9 protein-coding genes and 1 pseudogene are annotated in these 22181 nt (G+C 42.6%); 1 reads left to right on the top strand and 9 read right to left on the bottom strand.

The window, feature by feature from the left end:
* Positions 1–76: 76 nt before the first annotated feature.
* The 8 genes and pseudogenes from B1A85_RS08085 to B1A85_RS08045 form a co-directional block, all read right to left on the bottom strand.
* A complete protein-coding gene (locus tag B1A85_RS08085; protein ID WP_146087154.1) occupies positions 77–529 on the bottom strand; it encodes a hypothetical protein in 453 nt (150 codons plus the stop codon).
* Between the two features lie 527 nt (positions 530–1056).
* Positions 1057–1584, bottom strand: a complete 528-nt coding sequence (locus tag B1A85_RS08075; protein ID WP_104546402.1) for a hypothetical protein — start codon at positions 1582–1584, stop codon at positions 1057–1059.
* Positions 1585–2097: 513 nt separating this feature from the next.
* The gene (locus tag B1A85_RS08070; protein ID WP_210404304.1) at positions 2098–7434 is read right to left on the bottom strand and encodes a DEAD/DEAH box helicase; all 5337 of its coding nucleotides are present in this window, start codon (positions 7432–7434) and stop codon (positions 2098–2100) included.
* A complete protein-coding gene (locus B1A85_RS08065; protein ID WP_104546401.1) occupies positions 7431–9479 on the bottom strand; it encodes a 3'-5' exonuclease in 2049 nt (682 codons plus the stop codon). Before B1A85_RS08065 ends, B1A85_RS08070 begins: the two co-directional genes overlap by 4 nt.
* A 377-nt stretch (positions 9480–9856) precedes the next feature.
* Positions 9857–10267, bottom strand: coding sequence for an IS200/IS605 family transposase (tnpA, locus tag B1A85_RS08060; protein WP_104546400.1), 411 nt, complete (start codon positions 10265–10267; stop codon positions 9857–9859).
* Between the two features lie 1075 nt (positions 10268–11342).
* Positions 11343–15154: pseudogene (locus B1A85_RS26050) on the bottom strand (Eco57I restriction-modification methylase domain-containing protein).
* Positions 15155–16235: 1081 nt separating this feature from the next.
* A complete protein-coding gene (locus B1A85_RS08050; RefSeq protein WP_104546399.1) occupies positions 16236–19082 on the bottom strand; it encodes a helicase-related protein in 2847 nt (948 codons plus the stop codon).
* A gap of 92 nt (positions 19083–19174) precedes the next feature.
* On the bottom strand, positions 19175–19420 hold the full coding sequence (locus tag B1A85_RS08045) for a DNA-binding transcriptional regulator (protein ID WP_104546398.1): 246 nt from the start codon (positions 19418–19420) through the stop codon (positions 19175–19177).
* 782 nt (positions 19421–20202) lie between these two features.
* Here B1A85_RS08045 and B1A85_RS25535 point away from each other — a divergent pair.
* Entirely contained in the window at positions 20203–20325 is a 123-nt protein-coding gene (locus B1A85_RS25535) for a hypothetical protein (protein ID WP_256387442.1), read from the top strand.
* Between the two features lie 324 nt (positions 20326–20649).
* Here B1A85_RS25535 and B1A85_RS08040 read toward each other — a convergent pair whose 3' ends face one another.
* Positions 20650–22179: an MFS transporter gene (locus B1A85_RS08040; protein WP_104546397.1), complete on the bottom strand. Its 1530-nt coding sequence runs from the start codon at positions 22177–22179 to the stop codon at positions 20650–20652.
* Between the last annotated feature and the right edge of the window lie 2 nt (positions 22180–22181).

Here is a 22181-nt window from a genome sequence, read left to right as displayed (position 1 = left end):
AGGCGATCGCTAATATTCGTTCCAAACGGTGGAGTCGCTTTGTGCATGGGAAGGCAAGACGACTTGCCCCCATCAATTACATCTCAATTAAGGCACAGCCTGATTTGCTCGGCTTGGTGTCAATTTGTCCATACAGTACGTCCATCCAGTCATCATTAGAGTGGGGATGCTTAGTATCTGTGAATATAATCCAGTGCTGGTCTACTCCTAAGTCAGTGCGTATCATTTGGAACTTTCTCGACTCTATGACTGCCAGAGTTTTTACTGCCATGCGCCAGTTATTTGTCAGGTTGATAGCTACCCTTTGCTGCTTACCTTGGACGTTTTCAATTTTGATCGCCCCATCAATGAACAGAAGTTCCCACCAATAAGTCGGGTCTTCCAAATCTAAACCCTTTGACTCCATCTCTTTAACGAGTATTGGTAGGCGATCGCTAACTATTGCTCGAACACTTTCAAAGCTTAAACTCTGCTCCAATAATTGCAGTTGGCTAGCAGCGCTTCTAAACCACATTGATTGATATGACATACAACCTTCCTAACTCAACACAGATACAAGAACCCCTTGGATTCCGGTAGCTCTTGATTTGTGTCATCGGCAAGTTAGTAGGTAGTCATTCGATTACCACGTGTATAAAATATCTCTTACTAAGAGAGCATTATTGGCAAACTTGTCAACCTGTACGGAATAGTAAGTGTAAATAAGATAACGCTACATTGAAGTATCCATACTCTTCTGGCTATGGAGTAGCGAGCAACTTTCAATTTACTGGTTTCTACTTGTGGTAATGGTCTCCACCTCTCGCCCAGTGGCTCTGTAAATTTGTTGCTTTACCAATGTAAAGTAAGCGATTGTGTTCGTCAGTGACAAAATAGATACCAAAAGCCCTAAGCAGCAAAGTTCGTTTTGAAGTAAGAGTATCTTCAGATGTAAAAGTATTAATTAACTTATCCTACCTACCGTTGTCCATACTAGCTAGTTCGCAGGGCTTCACTTTGTTGACTGCTTGATGTTCGTACATACTTTTTATAGTAAGAAGTTACACAGTGAAGAGACTACTTGAGATATTGTAGTAACCCATAGGGGATCTGTATTTGTTCGCTCTCTAGTTCTGTAGAATATCCCAATCGAGTTGCTCGTGACTCCAAATCATAATCCCAAGGTTGCCAAAGATTGTGACATACAGCCCAGTATATCCAGTGAGAGCCAGAGTTATAACCGTATGGGCTTCCACCAGGGTTAATGACATCAATAACTGCTATCTGTTGCTCAAAGTCAGATTTAAAGGCAACAAAAGGTTTGGAAGTTGAACACTGAACTAAATTAGTTTGTCGCGTTATGCCATCGTAGCTACTGTTTACTTCTAAATCGATTAAATATAATCGCCTATTTTCTCCACCCAATTCTAGTTTTTTAACTAACCTTTTATTAACCAGATACACCTTCCACTCTATTCCTTGGCGCGAGCTTTCATAAATCAGCTTTTTACCTTCTGCTTGAACTGAAGTACTTATAGATAAGATTCCTACTAAAGTTATAAATACGCTCAAGAATACTTTAGTTTTCACAAGTCGATTAACCATGAAAAAATAACTGAAAATACACTATTAAATAAATTGCTATCAATTTTAAATCAATAATTCACAAAAATTTGAAAATGACAAAAATATCTAATTTTTGATAATAAATTTTATTGCTTGTTCTAGATACTGTTAACGTTACCCATTCACCAGTACCGCAAGTCATCTTTTCTTCAAGAAAAACTTGATATGTATATCGATTGTTTTTTTGCCTGATAGGTCAATCCTCCATATTTTCTTTTAAAAATAAGTATTTCTCCTAATTCTGAGTCGTATTGAAAAATTAGTGGCAGAACAATACTAGAACTATCTCTTTTGCTTTGTCCAATGTCGTACAAATGCTGACATTGTAGATATTTGTAGATAAAGCTACTACAGCGTGTAAATTACGTTTTTGCATTAGAGGAGCTTAAAAGCAGTAAAATTAGTGTAGCTAAAGTCATACATAACAGATATTTCAGCGTATTCTGTTAACAATAAGCTAGCTTTCTTATTTTGAGGTTAGATAAGAAATAGCTAAAATATACTTCCTAAAATCTTTAACTTAGTTTGCCAATCTTCATCATGCCGTAAGGTTAAGACAGTGTAAACTGTGTTGTACCTGAGATTATCTCTTTCAATTTTGTCTTGTTTGCGCTTATCAGAACTATCGTGGATCGAACCATCGCAAAAAATAGCGATCGCATCTTCTTTATATAGAAAGTCAGGTTTGCAGTTAGCGTCATTAATGAATTCTTGCGCTGCCTCTGGTAATTTGTATCCTCGTTGATAGATCTCTTTTAAAACTATGCGCTCAAATTCAGAATTAGGGTCTGTTTGTTGCAATAATTGCTGATATTGTTCCTCGCGAGAAATGCCTTCACGGATAACATGACTTGCTAGCAGTTGGTCGAGTAAAGGTTTAATTAAGTGGCGATTGATTAATGGATGGTCGAACTGATTGCGGTAGGATAGCAAGCAATCATAGCAAGCTTGAACGCAGCTTTCTTTCGGTTGGTTGAAATGACAAATATCTAAAGCTGCATCGGCAATTTTTTGAAAGGCTTCTGGTTGTCCTAATTGTGAAAGAACGCCTGCTCCTCCTTCGGCTGCTTCCCACAAAAGTAAATACTTGCTTTCTCCTAGCCTTTCGGAATCAAGTTCGTCAGCTTCTAGTTTGTATACTGCTTGAATAGCTGTTTTCAAAGTATGTTGCAGCGTAGCAACAAAAGCTTCTTTATTTTCAGCCGGAACACATAAAGGCTCGACAACTAAAATATTGCAAGTATCGTTAACCATTAAATTGATTCCTTCATGCAAGCTTTCAGTTGCTTGTTCAGTTCTGGAATCGCCCCAGAGCCCTGTTTTGGTATTGAGTTTGAATCCACGTTCGTCGGTATTCTTCTTCAGTCCGCGATTAATCCACCAAATTTCGGCTGTTGCTCCGTAAGTTAAGCGTAAAAGTGGCGTACCTTCAGCAGTTTGAACAGTTGCTGATTGTTTATTAGCGTAGCGGAAGTGAGTCGTAATGTTGTAACCGTACTTGAGCCGTTCTTCTTCATCGCAGGTAATGCGTTCTCGTCGGCGGGCGATCGCAGTTTCCATTGGCAGTACGCAATTTAGTTTAGCCTCATTCTGGTAGCGATCGTTTTTAATTTCTGCACCGCAATTTTCACAGGTATCGCGAAAATCGCCTTCGTGGAAATAACCGCAGTTAAAGCAGACGCTTGTTCTTTTGCACTGGCTGTCGATCCCGCCAACAGGAACTTTAGTCTTTGCTACCATAAACTTACTACCCTCGTAGTAAACAATATTGCCAGGCGCAAATTCACGTAAAGCAACAGTGCGGGGGCGGGAGATGAATTCGCCGCCATCTCCTGTAGGAATGTACGCTCTTACTGGTAGGCGAGGAAAGTTGAATCCTGGCAAAAATCCTTCGGCAGCAAAGTAGCGGTAGGGATAAAATTCAAACTCGCTATTATTTTTACCTTCATGCAATCCCACTAATAAGCTTCTTTGCCGTAATGCTTCTTTTTCCTGAGCTTTGGCAATGTCGTAGTCTTCCTGATTTGCATAGCCTCTAGCATAACGGTCAATCGTTTCGCGGGCTTTTGCTAATTGAATGACGGCATCACTATACAGTTTGCGCCAGCGATCGCACGCTCGTTCAAATGCCTCTAGCGCATTTTCTACTGCGTACTGCAACCAATCTACAGAATACCAGGAAGCTTTTTGCAGGTCTTGTTGACAGAAAATATCAGCGAGAATAGATTGAGTTGCTTGCAGGCATTTTGTTAATTTATTCTGGCTTAAAGTTAACCCTTGACGCACGTTCTCTTTAAGAGGATATCCATCGAGATCGAGTTCCAGAATTTTGTTCATCGAATCATCGAGATAAACCCCAGTGTGTGCTAGCCAAATCGAATGAACGTGAGATCGCACCAAATCTTGGTTAGCAAGTTCCAACTTGGGCGGAGCCACAACTCCAGCAACCATTTGATTTTGGCGTTTGAAGAAGTATTGGTCGTGACCGCTACCAATTGCGGCATAAGTAATGACAAGGGCTTCCTGTCCGCTTCTACCGGCTCTACCACTGCGTTGCGCGTAGTTGGCAGGACTAGGGGGAACGTTACGCAAATGCACGACGCTGAGATCGGAAATGTCAATTCCCAATTCCATAGTTGGAGAGCAGAACAAAGCCGCTAATGCACCGTTGCGGAATTTCTCTTCTCGTTCTTGGCGATCTTTATTGTTCACTTGTCCGGTATGTTCGCGCCCTTCCATTGTTTGAATTTGGAAAGCATTTGTTTGATAAAACTTTTGAAAGAAACTGTTTACAGGAATTTTTGTGCCTTCATTTCCCTGCAAGCGCCGTGCTGTTAAAGGATCGGCAGGAATTTCGTTTAAGAGTTTAGCTTGCCACAACAAACAATCGACCCGTAGCTGAATCTCGGTTTTCTCTTTCACTAAATAACCAGCATCGCATAGAGCGTTGACGAAAGCAGCGATTAAACTGGCGTACTCTTGATCTGTTAAGGGTTGACTTTGCAGCGACCAAGCTTTGGGCGATCGCAAAAATCGACCAATTTTACTTTTAGGTGTGAGCTTGACTTTAGCTTTTTCATTATTACCGCTGCTCGTACTTGCCCAAGTTGCTTTATGCAATTGTTCGTTCTCGTCAAACACCCAAGGTTCTTTAATGGCTTGAACAATCTCGCTTTTGAGTTGTTCGTGTTGTTCTGGTTGCAAAAGCTTGGCATCAATTGCTAATTCTCGCCGCAACTGGTTGAGCAAGGCAACAGAGGCGATGAACCGCTCTTGAGGGGTAGCTTGCAACAAGACACGATGGTGGTGTTTTTGCCACAGTGCCTCATTCGCACATTCTGCTTGCAAACCGTCATACTCAATTGCTAGCAATCCACACTGTTCGAGGTTAGGTTGAACGATGCGCCATCCCCGCCGCAAATCTTCATAAAGGCGGTACTCAATCAGTTTGCGAAACGCTTCTTCGTTACGCTGCTTACCTCTACCAAACTCGGCTGGTTGCTTAGCGTAGTCTGTTTGAGACAGCCCCATACATTTGACAACTTCGCTGACTAACTCGCTGTGGGTGAGTTGTTTTTTTGCCTGAAGTGCCTTCCATAGTGCTGCCCGTAAGAAACTAGTTTGCACAAAATCGTTGAAATGTCCCGCCTGCAACGAAGCATCTTGACGGTTATCTGTAAAACTGAGAATTTTAGCGGCTTTAGCTTTCTCGCCCGTAAAGACTTGCTTTAAGCGACTGGTAGTAGAAAGACATAGCAGGGTGGTTGCGGTACTGCGTCCTTCGCTGCCCAGACGCGATAGTTTGCTAAATTCATTTTTGCGCCCGTCGTGTACTACGCCGCAGTTGAGACAAACGAGAAATGGTTTGCGAATAAACCAACAGGTAGTTCCCTGTAACAAAGAAGTTGTGACTTTACCGTTGGGTAATACTTGCAGTTGCTGGGGAATAAATTTGGCGTAATCCTTTTTAGGAATTCGTCCTTTCTTTTTAGTTTCGGTAAACCAAGAATCGGGGAGCTTTTCTTCATCGCTAGCATCCCACAGTCCTGGATCGTCTAAAGTTAGGTAGCCTTCGCTGATCTCGGCATCGTCGGCACTGATATCTAAGGCAGTAGGTAGTTGGGGTAAGACACTCTGTTCATCGGCATCGTAGCGCACCACGTAATAATCCTGTCCGCATTCTCGGCAAAAGACGAGAGGATAAAGTAGGCGGTTTTCGGTAGTCGTATATTGACCTTCGAGCGTCAGAATGCGTTTTTCTCGACTTTCAATCGTAGAGTAAACGCTACCTCCTTGGGAGATAAACTGATGCAGGCGAAAGGCAAGTCCCTTGGTTTTGCTTCCCCAAAGAAACATTTGCTTGAGGATGGTTAGGCAGGTTTCTGGTGGAAGTTGGGTTTGTGCTGCTAGGGTTGCTGCTCCCGATTCTAGAGTAATAGGCGTGCGGCGCACCAAATGCCCTTCTTGTGCTAAACCGAAGTTCATCTCAATCCAATAGCTGAGGGGATGCGTTTTGAATGCATCTAAAGTTTGTTCTGACTCTGGTGGTAAGCCTGCTAAGATACTGTCTCGCAGTTCGTCAGTGGTGGGTGCAGCACGTTGAATAGAACGCTCTAGAGTTTCATCGATGACATTGCTGGGTTGGATTTCCACGCCGAATAATTTGCTGGCAACATTCGCTACAACTTGGCGGCGTTGTTCGCGGGAGCCTTCTGTAGACATGGTGGCGCTGGTACCAATGCACAGAAGATTTCTACCGCAGCGTTGGCGGAGTTTGCGGATCAAGATGGCGACGTCTGCACCTTGTCTTCCTCGATATGTATGCAATTCATCGAGTACTAGGAATTTTAAATTGGGAGATTCTACCAGTTTATCTTCGTGAGTGCGGGAGAGCATTAGCTCTAACATCACGTAGTTGGTAAGTAGAATTTGGGGCGGGTTTTCTTGAATTTCGGTTTTCTTAGCTAAGCTTTCTTGTCCGGTGTATTGTTCGACGCGAATATGAGTGTTGGGGACTTGACGCAGAAACTTGTCAAGTTCTTCTTTTTGGGAGTTAATTAAGGCGTTCATGGGATAGACCAAAATTGCCCTGACTCCTTTAATTTCAGGATGGCGCAGCAGATCGTCGAAAATAGGCACAATATAAGTCAAGCTTTTACCGGAACCTGTACCTGTGGTGAGAACATAAGGTTCTTGACGCTGTGCTGTGAGAAATGCTTGCTGCTGGTGGTAGTGAAACTGAAAGGGTTTACCGTCTTTGGAAAAGTAGCGATCGCACTCCGGATGAAGAACTTTTTGTTGTACTAATTCGGTAACGGTTGCACCTTTTTTGTAGGTAAGATTTAGTTGTACTAAAGGATCGCTCCAAAGTTGTCCTCGTTCTAATTCTCGATCGACAAATTCTTTAACTTTAGAGTCGCGAATTCTCAAAAAACTTTCGATGTAGCGGCGATAGTCGTCAATAACTCGATCGCGAAAGTTGAAAATATCGAGATCATTTGTAGTTTGCCGTAGGCTTAAGTCTACGGATTCGTAATTTGTAGTTGATGGTTGTGGAGGGTTAGTGGTGTGTCCGAAGTTTTGGTTAATCCACTCTAGAAGTTGGCTTGCAAAGGTTTCGCTGAGGGTGGAGGAGTTGAAGATTTCTCCAAGTTCGACAAAGTCCCAGGTTTTGGGTATGGCTGAAAATAACTGAGTGAGTTGTTCGGGGGTAAGAGATGCTACGCCTGTACAGTCGAGATTGACTAGTTTTTGACCGAGAAGAATGCTTGTCGCGGCGATCGCACTTTCACTTTGTTGTAGTAAGTCTTGAAGTTTCAGTGTCGTCATGCTTGTTGCCAATAAGGAGGAACTAAAGAGTTGAGAAACGAAGAAGGATGCGATCGCGAACCGCAAACGACTAAAGATCGCATCGCGCGGGTGCAACCGACATAAAATAGCCGCCGCTGTTCGTCTATCACTGCTGGAATTTCTTCTGGAGGAACGTCAGGTGGAATATGGGGTAAGCTGTCTTGTTGTAATCCGACAATGACGACGAAGGGAAACTCTAAACCCTTGGCAGAATGCAATGTCAGAACTTTAACGCATGGGGCGTTGATGTCTATTTGCTTACTTGTGAAAAACTGGGCTTTGAGTCCTTGCTGAGTGAGTTGCTGGGCGATCGCTTTACCCATTTGGCTCGTAGGACACAGTACCGCACTGCTGTTGACTGATAATCTATACTGACGGGCGGCACAAATTAAGGCATCGTGAATAGCTGTAATTTCTTGTGTTGGTTCGTCTACTAACACAACTTTTGGGCAATCTCCGATATGGGGAGATGGTAGCTGATCGATACACTCTGAGTCGCCTGCGGTTGTTCCGGCTAAGATTTGGGCGCAAGCAGCGGTAATTTGTTGTGTATTGCGATAATTGCGTCGCAGCAGCAGCGTTCGTCCGCTAAACTTAAGGTCGGTATGGACTTGTTTCCAACTAAACCCTTTTTGATACAAAGATTGCGAGGCATCGGCAGTGAGATAAACTTGTTGCAGTGATGGCACGATCGCGAGGAGGAAGCGCAACGCTACAGGTGAAAGATCTTGAGCTTCGTCTATAACAACGGCTTGATAAGGTGGTGTAGAATTGCTGACGATTTCTAAAGCTTTGCAGCGTAGCTGTTCCCAAGTGATGTAGCCGTTTTGATGCAGCAGACTTAACCAAGTTTGATAAACTGCCCACAGTGCTTCGCGTGTATTTGCTTTGAGGGGGACGCCGCGTCCGTACCGTGCAAATGTTTGGTATTCTTCTAGTGTGGAGATGCCCCAACTTTCAATTACATCGCGGATTTCTTGTCGTAAGTAGGCGACTCCTAACCGTTCTAATGTTTGTTGCCGAACGCGCAATTCAAATACATTATTTGCAGGAATGGTTGCTGAAGAAAGTGCAGTTTCGAGATACGCAAGACTTGTTTCTTCGTTGATAAACTTGGGTTTACCATAAGTGCGGACGTAGTATTGATAGGCGATCGCATCGACAGTACTTACTTTGACTCCTACAGATTGCGGCGATCGCATCAACAGTTGTTCGAGAAGTTGCTCGGAGTAGGTGACTAAAGCTTTAGTATAAGTTGTGAATAGAATCGGTTGAATGCCTTGTTCTAGCAGCTTTTGCACGCGATACAGTGCCAAAGTAGATTTACCTGTTCCTGGTCCACCTTTTACTAGAACAGGACCAACTTTACCAAAATTGCACAACTTCTCTTGTTCGGGGTCAAGTTTGAGTAAAAAAGCACTCAAATCGCCTTCGACAAAGCGGTCTAAATCTTCAGGCTGTTGCAGTTGATACTCTCTTTGGCGATCGAGTTCTGCAATTGAACGCGGGTAGCAGTTATCGAGAATGCGACTTAAGTAGCGATCTGGTATGGCAAGATCGAGTAAGGCTTCAGCATTTTCAACTTGTAAGATATCAGCCCAGTATTCTTGCGGAATCTGCCATTGCTTCAGTAGCGTTTCGGTGAATTCAATTGGCAAGGAACTTGATATCGGCTGTTGTTGCGTATTGATGGCAACTTGAGGAGTTAATAAGTCTTCTACTGGGGGTGGAGTCGGAGTCTCAAAGTTTGGTAGTTCGATTTCGTAAGTGCGATCGTCTCGCTTGCGGATGCTTAAGAGTTTTACCCAACCTTGACCAAAGCTATAAATTAGGCGGTAATCGCCAATCCGAACGCGGTAAATATTATTAGTGTATCCTTTCAGCTTTTTGGCATTTCCTTGCGCAGAAATTGGATCTTCTTCTAAGATTTTAACAACTTTGCTAACTTTTTTACTTACACTTTGGGGTAAGTTTAATAGTTCGTTTAAAAAGGTATCAACAAGAGAAACAGCCCAAGTTGCCATAGTTAAGGCATTTGAGAAACTATGAATTATAATTTAATATCAATCGGCTAAAATTGGCTTCAGAATTTATACGGATTTTGTGGTTTATGCGGTAGGAAAATTATGATTTTTATAGCAAAGAGATTACGATTTGTATAGCCAGGAAAATAACAATTTGTACAGTTAGGAAAATACGATTTTTACGGCAAAAAAAAAGACAATTTGTACAGCCAGGAAAATACGATTTTTACAGCCAGGAGAATACGTTGTTACAGCCAGGAAATTAATTTCCTGGCTTATAGAATATGTCCTCTGAAGAGGAATGGGTTATTTATTGTTGATAAGATGTGGATGAAAAAGTATTTGGGGATATAATTAGTGGTGATATTGGTTGTGAGTTAATTGGGTTTATCAGTTTCTAAAGATGCGATCGCTGTTCCTTGGAGATGATGTGTCTTTTGATTTTTAGCATAATCAACAGCTTGCTGAAGTTGCTTGCTTCCTAACGAGAATACGCCATATCCTTCTTGCCAGACAAATTTATTGGTGGAAGATGAATGTTGGTTTAAAAAATGAGCACTACTGCCTTTAATATTTTTAACAAAATCGGCGATCGCGAGTTTTGGCGGGATAGAAACGACTACATGAATATGATCTTCAATTCCACCAATGGCATGAATAATACACCCCAACGAGTCAGCTTTGGCAATAATATAAGGATAAAGCTTAGCTTCTCTTTCAGAGGTAATTAAAGGTAAACGCTCTTTTGTCGCCCAAACTAAATGATAATATAATCGCCAATAAGACATAGATATATTTTTAGTTTTTAGTTATGATACGCCTGGAAATTAATTTCCAGGCTGATAGCAAAAGTCTTCTGAAGAAGACTAATTGGGTAATTTGCAATTTAGTCCATTTGAATGGACTTATTGTTTCAGCCGGAAAATTAATTTTCCGGCGGGATGACAACACATATCCGTGAAATTGTGATACTTCATTGCTGCATTTATTTAAGATAGATAATAAACCGAAATCTCATTATGATTCTTCCCAAAATTTGGATTGATATCACACCAGATATCACGCCAGGAAATCAATTTCCAGGCTGATAGCAAAAGTCTTCTGAAGAAGACTAATTGGGTAATTTGCAATTTAGTCCATTTGAATGGACTTATTGTTTCAGCCGGAAAATTAATTTTCCGGCGGGATGACAACACATATCCGTGAAATTGTGATACTTCATTGCTGCATTTATTTAAGATAGATAATAAACCGAAATCTCATTATGATTCTTCCCAAAATTTGGATTGATATCACACCAGATATCACGCCAGGAAATCAATTTCCAGGCTGATAGCAAAAGTCTTCTGAAGAAGACTAATTGGGTAATTTGCAATTTAGTCCATTTGAATGGACTTATTGTTTCAGCCGGAAAATTAATTTTCCGGCGAGATTGCGGCAAAATCCCGTGAAATGGCAATACCTCATTGATGCATTTATTCCATGAGATTGCGGTACAAGCTTAATATCTTAATCTCGTGAATTGCGGCACCTGTAGATAACTTTGCTGGATATAAATAATATTAATTGAAATCTCATTATGATTCTTCCCAAAATTTGGATTGATATCACGCCAAATATCACGCCAGATATCACACCAGATATCACGCCAGGAAATTAATTTCCAGGCTGATAGCAAAAGTCTTCTGAAGAAGACTAATTGGGTAATTTACAATTTAGTCCATTTAAATGGACTTATTATGTCAGCCGGAAAATTAATTTTCCGGCGATATGGCTTTTATTCAAGCATGATAGCGTTTAACATCCGCTCCATCTTTACCAGAAATTTTCATGCCAACGTAAATTGTCGATTATTCATCGCTACTATTTAAACATCCTATCCCACGCCTCTAGCACTAACCTTTGAGTGCAGTATTCGCCAAATTGTTTAATTTCATTATTTTTCAAAACGCGGAATGTTTCGCTAGGAAAATCTGCGCCATAGACATCAGCAGGATCGAGAATATAACGAAGTTCATCGCGGGTAAGTCCGTAGAGTTTGGCATAATATGCGTCTAATTCTGCTCTTAATAAGGCGCGTCTGTTAGGATTCCACATGAAGGGTTCGCCGTCGTATCCCATGTCTTGCGCGAAGGGTTGCATATCCCAGGTGGTGTAGACGAGTTCAAGTACGCGGCTGCTGATAAATTCAATGTCTGCTGTTGTGTATGCTTCTGGGGGAATGACGGGGAGTTGTTTGAGGATGAAAAAGCTGAAGTTAGTTCCCCCCATTTTTTGGCGAGTTATAAAGTCAAAAACTAAACTACTTAAGTTAGCTTGCAGGCAAGAAACTTGTGATGCTTTATTTATTTCAAGTAATACTACAGGCGCACTATGTCCTATACCAATTTTAGGGAGTAAGCTGAAAATAGCAGTACGTTCATTAGTTGAATTAGTTATACCTCTAAAAGCCAGCAACCATTCTTTATTCCACTTACCAGCTAACTTGTTTTCCACCTCACTACGACTAACCCAGTAGCGTGGTTGTACTTGAAAATTGGCATCAGATTTCTCACCCAAGGTGACATCTCTAGTTTCTCCTGCTTCGTACGTCGCCCACCGATGATCGAACTGGTGAAACATCTTAGCTTCGTAAAGCGGAACTAGCCGTGGGTTTGAGCCTGCGGATAAGAATAAATGGCTGTCATTTGCCATATGAAACATACTCATAAATGAAATACCCCAAGGATTGCTACCAGTGCATTCATTTTCTAAAACAGGGACGCGCTGATAGATCTTTTTGGTAATTTCTGCATCAGTGCGAGTGCGAAAAACTGGACAAGTGAGTGTATTAGGATTGAGTAAGGCAATGTCTTGCGGCGAAAGCTGAAACTGACGCGCTGCTTCTATTTGTTTCGGTTGAGTGAGGAAAAAGGCAAAGTTACCTCGTTCTACTGGTTTACCACTAATAGAAAGTAGAGAGAATTTATAGCTACGATGTACAGCAGAAAAAATTGCTTCTCGGTTTTCAAAATCATACAAATTTGCTAAAGCTTGTTTTTGCGTTAAATCTCCAAAGAATTTTTTACAAGTATCATCAGTTGCAATTCCTGTAGGCACAATTATGCCAACTCTTCCCTGAGATGAAATTAACTTTCTACTTGTTTCTGCAAATACTGCATAAGTGTTGATATCTCCTATAGCAGTTAACGGAAATCTCGCTGACTCGCGAATAAATTTACTTTGGGCGTCAGCATCGTGTTTTGCTTCTTCCCAAGCTTGTGCCAATGTTGGATTTTTCTGCGATAGTTCCTTAATTAACTTCTCCCGCACTGCTTTATTTGCAGCATTAGCAATTTCAAGATCGCGAGAAGCAAAAAACTCTTTTTCTTGTAACTTAATTCGTTCCCAAGGCGGATTACTTAATACACAATCAAACCCACCTATCTCAAACACTTCAGGAAACTCTAAACACCAGTGGAAAAAGCGCTTCTCTTGTGCTAATTTATTTGCTGCTTCCACGATTTCTTGTGTAGACGGATTCTCTCGTAATAGCTGAGTTAACGCTGCTGTTGTTGGTAACAATTGCATATTCTGTTTAGTCAGCGGCATAAAAAATGCAGCCGTCCACAAATTACAAGCAGAATAGTCTTGCCACCACCGCTGATTTTTACGAGTTTCTTGATATCGTTTCTCTTTGTCTTTCACTTCCTGCGGTGTCGTTTCAGGAATTTCCCCCAACTCTCGCCAACTTTGTGCATACTGGGTGCGATCGGGTTCTGAATCTCCTATTGAAAATTGGTCTTTACCATTCCGTTCTTGCTTATTTCGCTTCTTTAGCTGTGAAGATAACTGCTTATCATCCCCAGTGACTGCTTTATAAGCTTCATCAGGTATCCCCTCATCCAAACAACTTAAGTCCAACACTCCCACTAAGGAATTTCCACACTTAATTCTGTGATCTAAAAAGTTGAGTGGTTTACCGCGCGAAAAACCTTCAATCCATAATGCTACTTTGCACAAATCTACTGCTAAGGGGTTTAAATCTACTCCATAAATGCAATTTTGAATAACGTCTCTAATTGCTGCGCGTAATGGTTCTTGTCCTGGTTCTGCTTCTTTAGTGCGAATGCGTGCCAATTCCTTCCCGATACGACGCGCAGCGGCTAAGAGAAAATGTCCCGAACCGCAGGCAGGATCGACTTTTTTAGACTTAATAATGCTTTTTCTTGAGAAGTTGGGAATTCTTCTTTTACCTCTTGCAACTTGGCTTCAATGACAGGTTCTAGTGCAGTTTTGATTAGTTGTTGTACGAGTTGGGGTGGAGTATAGTAAGAACCTGTGGTTTTGCGTTCGCTACCAAACACCAATGCAAATTCATACTTTCCTTGCCGTTGAATAACTTGAGGATGAAAGTCTAGTAAGCTTTCGTAAACACTGCCTAATTCTTCAACATCTAAAGCGGCATAGTTTACTCGCCGTAATTGTCCTTCTTGATACAATGACAAGTGGCGAATTGCTACTAATAAATCATGATTGTCAAGCGCACAATTACTTAAATCTGGTAGCGTATTGGAACCAAAGAGATCGCCATTTAAAGGCGATAATCCTAATAATTTTCCCCGCCAATTCTCGTCAAACAACAGAAAAGTTACCCACAATCCCCGCCACAAATCTTGAAAACCTTCCCGCCGCCAACTCGGACGTTCGGCTAACTCTCGCAGTCGCTCAATGCTGTAATATTCGCGGTAGATTCGTTGTTTCTCTGTGTCTTGTTCGATTAATAACAAGTTCCGCGATTCTGCCACCATTAAAAATAGCAGGCGGTAGATGAGCCGTAATAATTGACGATAGTATCCGACATCCGTTAGACCATCAGCAAGTTTCTGTCGTAGGTGTTCGTTATTTGGATGTTGTAGGAAGCCTGTACCTAACTGAATTAAAGCTTTTTCTACACCATCTCGCAGGCGATCGCGTACTCGTCCTCCTTGTTGCAATGCTTCTTGATGGTAATATTCCAACAGGCACTTATCCGCATCGTCCATCCCTTGGGGCAAGCGGGAACGGTGAAACAGGCGATAAAACAGCCCAAACTCAGCAAAGTTCTCGCCGTTGAGGATTTGTTCTAAGTCAAATTCGATATAGGTAAGACGAGTCATTAAGGAAGAATCGCGCAGTAACCGCCAGCGCAAACCATTCGTTGCGATCGCCCACAAATGTTCTGTTTTGTTGAGATATTCTTGCACCAGCGCATGGGCTGATAATCTCGGCGTACCGCTAGGAGGACGTTCGTCTACTTTAACTCGACAACCAATAATGTGGATGGGTGGCTTGTTTTCCCCTGGTTCAGCACGATGAGAAATTGCATAAGTTTGTCCGTCTACTACTTCCGCTTTGGCAGTGTATACAGGGTCATAGCCAAGACTGCGTAACAGCGGAACTGCCCATTCGCGGGTGATTGTTGTTGCTGGATCGTCCTCCTTTAACCGCCTTAACGCTCGTTGAAACGCTGTCCAATAAGCTTTGGCATCTCCCCAAGCAGTCGCAATTTCATCTGCTAGCTTATCAGTTTTGGCAAAACCAAAATCCTCCGGCGCTTGTCCTTTGATACCGCCTGTCAGTACCAGAGAAGTCATATCTGGTGGAATTAAGTTACCTTCAATTTGGACGGCTGTAATTGTCGCTACTGATTTCATAAGAGTTAAAAGTAAAAATTTATACGTTAAATTGAACCCGCCTGTGAATTAATTGAGTGGCAATTGCCAAGCCTGCGTGTGAATTAATTGAGTGGCGAGAGTCCGCCTGTGAATTAATTCACAGTCTCATAGCCCAAGTCCTCTGGAACAGGACTATTGAGAAATGGCAGTCAACTTCAGTAGACTTTAAGTGTCAGCCAAGAAATTCATTTCCTGGCGGGATATTGTGCTCAATTGAGATGTGGCGATAATTACCACGCTGTGAATCAATTGAGATGTGGCGAGAGTTGCCACGCTGTGAATCAATTGAGATGTGGCGAGAGTCCGCCTGTGAATCAATTCACAGTCTCATAGCCCAAGTCCTCTGGAACAGGACTATTGAGATGCAGTCAACTTCAGTAGACTTTGAGTGTCAGCCAGGAAATTGATTTCTTGGCGGGGTATTGTGCTCAATTGAGATGTGGCGAGAGTTGCCACGCTGTGAATCAATTGAGATGTGACGTTAGTTAACCAAGTCCGCCTGTGAATCAATTCACAGTCTCATAGCCCAAGTCCTCTGGAACAGGACTATTGAGATGCAGTCAACTTCAGTAGACTTTGAGTGTGAGCTAGGAAATTCATTTCCTGGCGGGATATTGTGCTCAATTGAGATGTGGCGACAATTACCACGCTGTGAATCAATTGAGTGGCGTTAGTTGCCAAGTCCGCCTGTGAATCAATTCACAGTCTCATAGCCCAAGTCCTCTGGAACAGGACTGTTGAGATGCAGTCAACTTCAGTAGACTTTGAGTGTCAGCCAGGAAATTGATTTCTTGGCGGGATATTGTGCTCAATTGAGATGTGGCGATAATTACCACGCTGTGAATCAATTGAGATGTGGCGTTAGTTAACCAAGTCCGCCTGTGAATTAATTCACAGTCTCATAGCCCAAGTCCTCTGGAACAGGACTGTTGAGATGCAGTCAACTTCAGTAGACTTTGAGTGTCAGCCTGGAAATTCATTTCCTGGCAGGATATTGCATCAAACACGTTCTCCCCTACTTGCTTTGCACCTCTGCTACCAAAATGAAACAGTAAAATTTTCATCGTCGCCCTGGTTGGAGAATGTAAACGCCTAGAATATCCATTGGTAGCTGTGGTTTAACCTGGATTTGTCCTTCTTTAGTAATGGCTCTAACGCGTCGATGCGATTGGGCAAGTTCGCGCGATCGCACTTTGGCAAACTCTTCCAAATCTGCTTCTAGTTCAGTCATTCTGCCGAGTAACTCTTGTAATTCCATCTGCTTGATAGCTTGAGGAACATCACTTACCGGATTAGCTTGTTGCAGCAAGGATGTTGCTTCTTGAGGCGACAGCCAAAGTGGATGAGATGGAGAACCGGTAAATCCAACTACAGCACACTCTTCGGCTAGTAATGTTTGATTAGAGCTTTCTAGCAAGTGTCGCAGCCGTAATAACAACAAAGTCGTGCGTTTTTGTACGGCATCTGTTGTGGTGAAGCCGCATCGCGCTGCTATGGGGTTTTTGGCATTTTCTAATGCATCTTCGAGAATGTAACGTGCTAAACCTTCAACTAGGGGGTGATTTCGTCCTACATATTCCACTCCTTCTGGTGCGGGGGTTGTAAATGTCAGCAACCGCGATTTATTTCCTACTAATGGTTGAAGAAATGCTGGCGGCGTTGGCAACAGCCATCCCTGTTTTTTCTGAATTAGCCCAAAGTTCAAACGCGAACAAGCAGATTGCACAAATCGTTCTACATCTTGCTCGTTACCCAAAATCTCGTCAGAATCCATCAATTCCCGTTCTACTTCCTCTGGCTTGATGGCGCGTTGAGCAAAGCGGGTGCGGCTGATTTTTTCTCGTTCTACTGCTCGATCCCAACTTTTATGAAGCTCGACAGTAGAATCTTCATCATCCAACAAATCGAGTAGCGATAACTGCACAGCATCGGTAGCGCGATCGAATAAAGATTTAAATACGGCTTCGGCGACACTAGCACTGTCCATTGGTACGGGAACTGCGATTCCTAGCGTTTTGTGAATTTGAACTGCTTTACGAATTAAGACATCAAGTACTGCACCATCAACTGGATTATCTTGTCCGTAGAGAAGATAAGTCTTGACAACGGGTACAGTTTGTCCATAGCGGTCAACTCGTCCTTCTCTCTGTTCCAAACGGTTAGGGTTCCACGGCAAGTCGTAGTGAATCACAGCACTAAAATGCTCTTGCAAGTTGACACCTTCACTCAAGCAGTCGGTTGCAACCATGACTCGCTGTGACGCAGATTGCAAATCGGCTAAATAACTTTCTCGTTCGTCTTCTGATTGTTCGCCCGTAATCGCGAGGACGCGAACATGACCGCTTTTCTCTAACTTCTTCAGTGCAGTGGCAACATAATTAGCTGTAGCAATGTAGCGACACCAGATAATAGGATTGAACCCGTCTTTGAGCAGCGATTCAACTGTGGCGATCGCTGTGTGTAGTTTGTTATCCTTTCCTTGCAGTTTCGCCGCTTCTTGCACGAAAGCTTTTAACTTCCGCCGTTCTGGATCGCCGTAGGATTGCTGCCCTTGTTCCACTACTACTGTTGGTGCAGCATCAACAGCTTGTTCTTGTTCGGTAGGATCGTAGACGTAAGCACTTAGTAATTCTTCGTCTAAATCGCTGACTAACTCGTTGGTATGACCTGCTTTACTCGCCTGTCGCGTGAGGGTGGCGATCGCTGCTGCGGGAGATGACATGACGCAACGAATCAAAGCTAGTGCTGACCAGTATCTTCCCCGCCGTTGAGCATAACTGAGGCTGTCATCCGCTGTTTTAACTAACCCCCGTGCTAAGTTATAAACGTTTTCAAATAAACTGCGATATTCCTTAGTCAGGCGATAGGGAAGTTCTAATGCTTCTCTTACAGGAAATGGCGTTTCATTTCCCAGCCATAGTTTGACATCAGCGCGTCGGCGTTGCACGAAATGATTTGCTAGGTGCGATCGCGCTTGTTCAGTCAGGGAATCGAGATTAAGTTGCGCAAATTCTGGTTTAAGTAAGCCCAAAAGAGATAAGAACGAAGCTTCAATTCCACTATGAGGAGTCGCTGTCAGTAATACTAAGTGCCTGTCTGGTTTTTCGGCAATTTTCTGGATTAACTGGTGACGCTGTTGTACGGCAGTACCTTGAGAATGAACGCGGGCGCAGGTGTGTGCTTCATCAACAATGACTAGATCGGGACAGTGGGCTATGAGGCTAGCCCGTCGCCGTTCTGATTTGGCATAGTCGAGGCTAACAATAATGTGGCGATAATATTCAAAGATATGAGCAGCATCGGGCTTTGCCCGTTCTAGTTTTGACGCAGTTCCCGAACGAATGACAACAGCATCAATCTGAAACTTTTCTTGTAATTCTCGTTGCCACTGATCGCACAACTGAGGCGGACACAAAACAGCTAATCGCTTAACTTCGCCTCGATCTAAAAGTTCGCGGGCAATCAATCCAGCTTCAATGGTTTTCCCAATACCAACATCATCAGCAATGAGTAGCCGGACAGTAGATAAACGCAATGCCATTAAAAGTGGTACGAGTTGATAAGGACGCGGACGAACTGATAATCTTCCTAAACAACGAAATGGTCCTGCCCCACTCCGCAAACTCAGCCGCGCAGCATCCATTAAAAGTTGCATCGCGGTACGATCTTGAATTGTTTCTGGTTGCGGTAGCGGAAATTGGGCTGAGGCGATCGCTTCGAGTGCTAAAGGTCGGTAAATTCCGCAAATTTGGTCTTCGTTGCCGCTGAGAGGACGCAGGCGCACAACGTCTGAATTTTCCGCAGGTAAGACTATCCAAGTGCGATCGCGACACGTCACAATAGAACCCACTGCTAAGTTCGCACTATCGTTTATGGAGGCATGCAGATTCTCCTTGGTAAAAGCCATAAGCGTACCAACCCCAATGTATTAATAAGTTTTTGTTGATGAAATGCCGATTGCTGCTGTGCCATGTCTGCGCGGCACAGGTTATCTATTTATTAATGGTTTGAATACTTCGCTAGTAACTCCTGACCGCGTTCGCCCATTTGTTCCAACATTGTCAGAATCTTTTCCATCGCTAGCGGTAACGGCTTACCCCGACCATTTTCCCAACGATTAACTGAAGAACAAGTCACGCCCACTTCAGCTGCAAACTGCTCTTGTGTGAGTCCAATTTCTTGCCGAACTTCGCGAATAAATTTACCTATAAAAGGCTGATCTATGACTAAACGTTTTTTAATCATCTAAGTTATAAAATTTTATTTATACCTGACTTAGCACAACATGTAGTGTGTTACGTAATGCATTATCTTCCCCATTACGTCAAACTGTAATCAGAAAAAACTCGGAAAAAATAAAAAAGTTTATAGGTCTTATAAAGCTTATGTAAAATTACTGGTAGTCTTACGAAAATATACGTATATGCTAAACTTTATGAAAAACAAAATTATTTGAAAAAATACTAGTATGCCTTCAAAAATGGCAACAATAGAATAGGTTTTATATAACGAGAGTTCCACCAATATTCATTGCTTGACTGCAATCTCTTACCTATTCTGTAAAATAAGCATTCAAGGCAAGCTTTGACAAGCCTTGAGTGGCACGGATATTCTGGTTATATTGTTCTTTCTCAATCTGGCTACAGTGCAACTTTGATGGTGCAAATGCCTAGCGACGAACAGGTTCTTACTATGGCTGTTGGATGCGATTGTGAAGTAGAGTTGGAGGATGTGATATCTCTTAGTGAGAGCGTTAAACCGATCGCTCGATGATTTGCGCGATCGCTGTCGTTCATTAAACTTAAAAAACCTCAAATTAAGTCTGTATTTTGTGCTGGAGTAGAAATAACTAGCAAAACGGTTTTGAAGCATAGTGTTGCGAGAATGGGCGATCGCAGCCCTTAAATTTCGCCAAAAAGTTCGCCAGTAAAATCAAATTCTTTACAATTCTCAACTTCCCCATCTGTCAGAAAGCATCAGTATCGATTACCCTAAGTGTATATGCTTACCTCATCTGAGGTGTAACAATGCCCCAACCACAACCAAAGAAACAAACTGAAGAAATCGATGTAGATGCAGGAACGCTGTTGTTAGTTGTGTCTGCACTGATCTTTGTTCCCCTGTTGCTTGTCGGCTTTCTCTCTCAGTAATTTACTCTTGCGCAAAATTACGCATGCTAGATTTGGAAGATATAGTATGCCTTTGGTTTCACTCATCATAGAAGAGAACCAGCATGAGTTTCTGAAAAAATAGCTCCAGAAACTGTTTGTTTGTCAATTGCTCCTAGAATAGGTAACGCTAAATGATGTTGTGCTGATTTTTCATTGCAACAGAATGTATCGATCCAAGTGCTTTTACTTTCAGGTTTTGTAGTGCTGACCTTGTCTTGTGGTATTTGTATTAGGATGTGTAATCCAATGCCTTCAGCGTGTCACCTTAGCCAAGATAATAGGTGTTTCACTCCAGGTATCTGATTATACCTTTACTTGATTCTCTCGATGAACCGTTGAAGGTATAAATGCCCAAACCAATAATGCCCCAATAAGTAAAGCAATACCAGCAACAACGACTGTAGCGTGCAAACCTGAAACGAAAGCATTGTGAATTGCGTGCTGCAACTTTGATGGATTGATGTTAGCTGGGAGATTAGCAGGAAGTTTCGCGCCATTACGTAGAACCTCAGTAATGAGTTGATTTTGCAAGTTTGAAGGTAGATTCCAAGCAGAAAGCGATCGCACTAGTTCCGCAGCTTGTCTTTGCATCAGAATTGTTCCTTGCAGTGCAACTCCTAAAATCCCACCGAGACGATTTGTTGTATTGAGTACTGCTGAGGCGATTCCTGCTTGTGATGGCGGTGCAACACTCATCGCAACTGCGGCTAAAGGGGGTAGTGTCAAGCCACCACCAAAGCCAGAAACCACGAGCATCCATACCATTGTTCCATATTCAGTATCAGCACGCAGACCAACAAACGATAATGTCGCCAAGCCTGCTAAAGTTAACCCTACCGTCATCGTCAAGCGCCATCCTACCCGCGCTGCTAACCAACCTGAAATCAGCAACGCCACAACAAAAGCCCCATTTAACGGGAGAAAACGTACACCTGCGGCGATAGCTGAGTAACCTTGCACTTGTTGCAAAAATAAGCTGAAAATGAACAGCGAGCTAATGAACGTGAACATCACTAAGACATGAACGCCATTAACGACGCTGAAACTGGGATTTTTAAATAAATTGATTGGCAATAAAGGATGAGTGCTGCGAAATTCAACAATTAAAAATGTCACAAAACTGACTCCTGCGATCGCAAATAAACCGAGAATCAGCGGCGATCGCCATGTCTGCGTATTTCCTTCAATTAAGGCGTAAGTGAGTGCTGCCAAAACAACGACACTTAAGATCAAACCTGGTAGATCGATATACCGCCGACGTTTATGCTGTGCTTCGTTGACAAAGCGCGTCGTAATCCAAAACGCGATCGCACCAAAGGGTATATTCATAAAAAATGTACTTTGCCAGCCAAAAACATCCACAAGTAATCCCCCAATCACCGGACCTGCAATGAGTGCTAATGCTGATACCGCAGACCAAATTGCGATCGCTTGCGTTTGTTCTTGGGGTTTAGGAAAAGTATGCGTGAGGATCGACAAAGAAGTTGGAATTAAAGCAACCGCACCAATACCTTGCAATACTCGACCAGTAATTAAAATTCCCATATGAGTAGCACAGCCACAAATCACTGAAGCGACCATAAAAATGGCGACTCCTGCAAGAAATAGTCGCTTGCGTCCGTAAGTATCTCCAAAGGTACCGCTTGTGAGTGCCAAACTTGCAGCAGGTAACGTGTAAGCGTTGAGAATCCACTGCAATCCTGAAACATCAGAACCTAAACTCGTTTGAATCTGCGGTAGTGCTACGTTCAAAACTGTGTCATCGGTGTTTGTCATAAATAATGCAGAACACATTGCAGCTAAAGTCAAAACTTTGACGCGACTTTGATTCATGA

Source organism: Chroococcidiopsis sp. TS-821 (assembly GCF_002939305.1).
Lineage (GTDB): Bacteria > Cyanobacteriota > Cyanobacteriia > Cyanobacteriales > Chroococcidiopsidaceae > Chroogloeocystis.
Note: the sequence above shows the minus strand (reverse complement) of the source record. Positions and strands in the feature narration are given on the sequence as shown.

Coding starts and splice junctions, on each gene's coding strand:
- B1A85_RS08085 (WP_146087154.1), bottom strand. CDS start 529: ATGTCATATCAATCAATGTGGTTTAGAAGCGCTGCTAGCCAACTGCAA.
- B1A85_RS08075 (WP_104546402.1), bottom strand. CDS start 1,584: ATGGTTAATCGACTTGTGAAAACTAAAGTATTCTTGAGCGTATTTATA.
- B1A85_RS08070 (WP_210404304.1), bottom strand. CDS start 7,434: ATGACGACACTGAAACTTCAAGACTTACTACAACAAAGTGAAAGTGCG.
- B1A85_RS08065 (WP_104546401.1), bottom strand. CDS start 9,479: ATGGCAACTTGGGCTGTTTCTCTTGTTGATACCTTTTTAAACGAACTA.
- tnpA (WP_104546400.1), bottom strand. CDS start 10,267: ATGTCTTATTGGCGATTATATTATCATTTAGTTTGGGCGACAAAAGAG.
- B1A85_RS08050 (WP_104546399.1), bottom strand. CDS start 19,082: ATGGCTTTTACCAAGGAGAATCTGCATGCCTCCATAAACGATAGTGCG.
- B1A85_RS08045 (WP_104546398.1), bottom strand. CDS start 19,420: ATGATTAAAAAACGTTTAGTCATAGATCAGCCTTTTATAGGTAAATTT.
- B1A85_RS25535 (WP_256387442.1), top strand. CDS start 20,203: ATGCCCCAACCACAACCAAAGAAACAAACTGAAGAAATCGATGTAGAT.
- B1A85_RS08040 (WP_104546397.1), bottom strand. CDS start 22,179: ATGAATCAAAGTCGCGTCAAAGTTTTGACTTTAGCTGCAATGTGTTCT.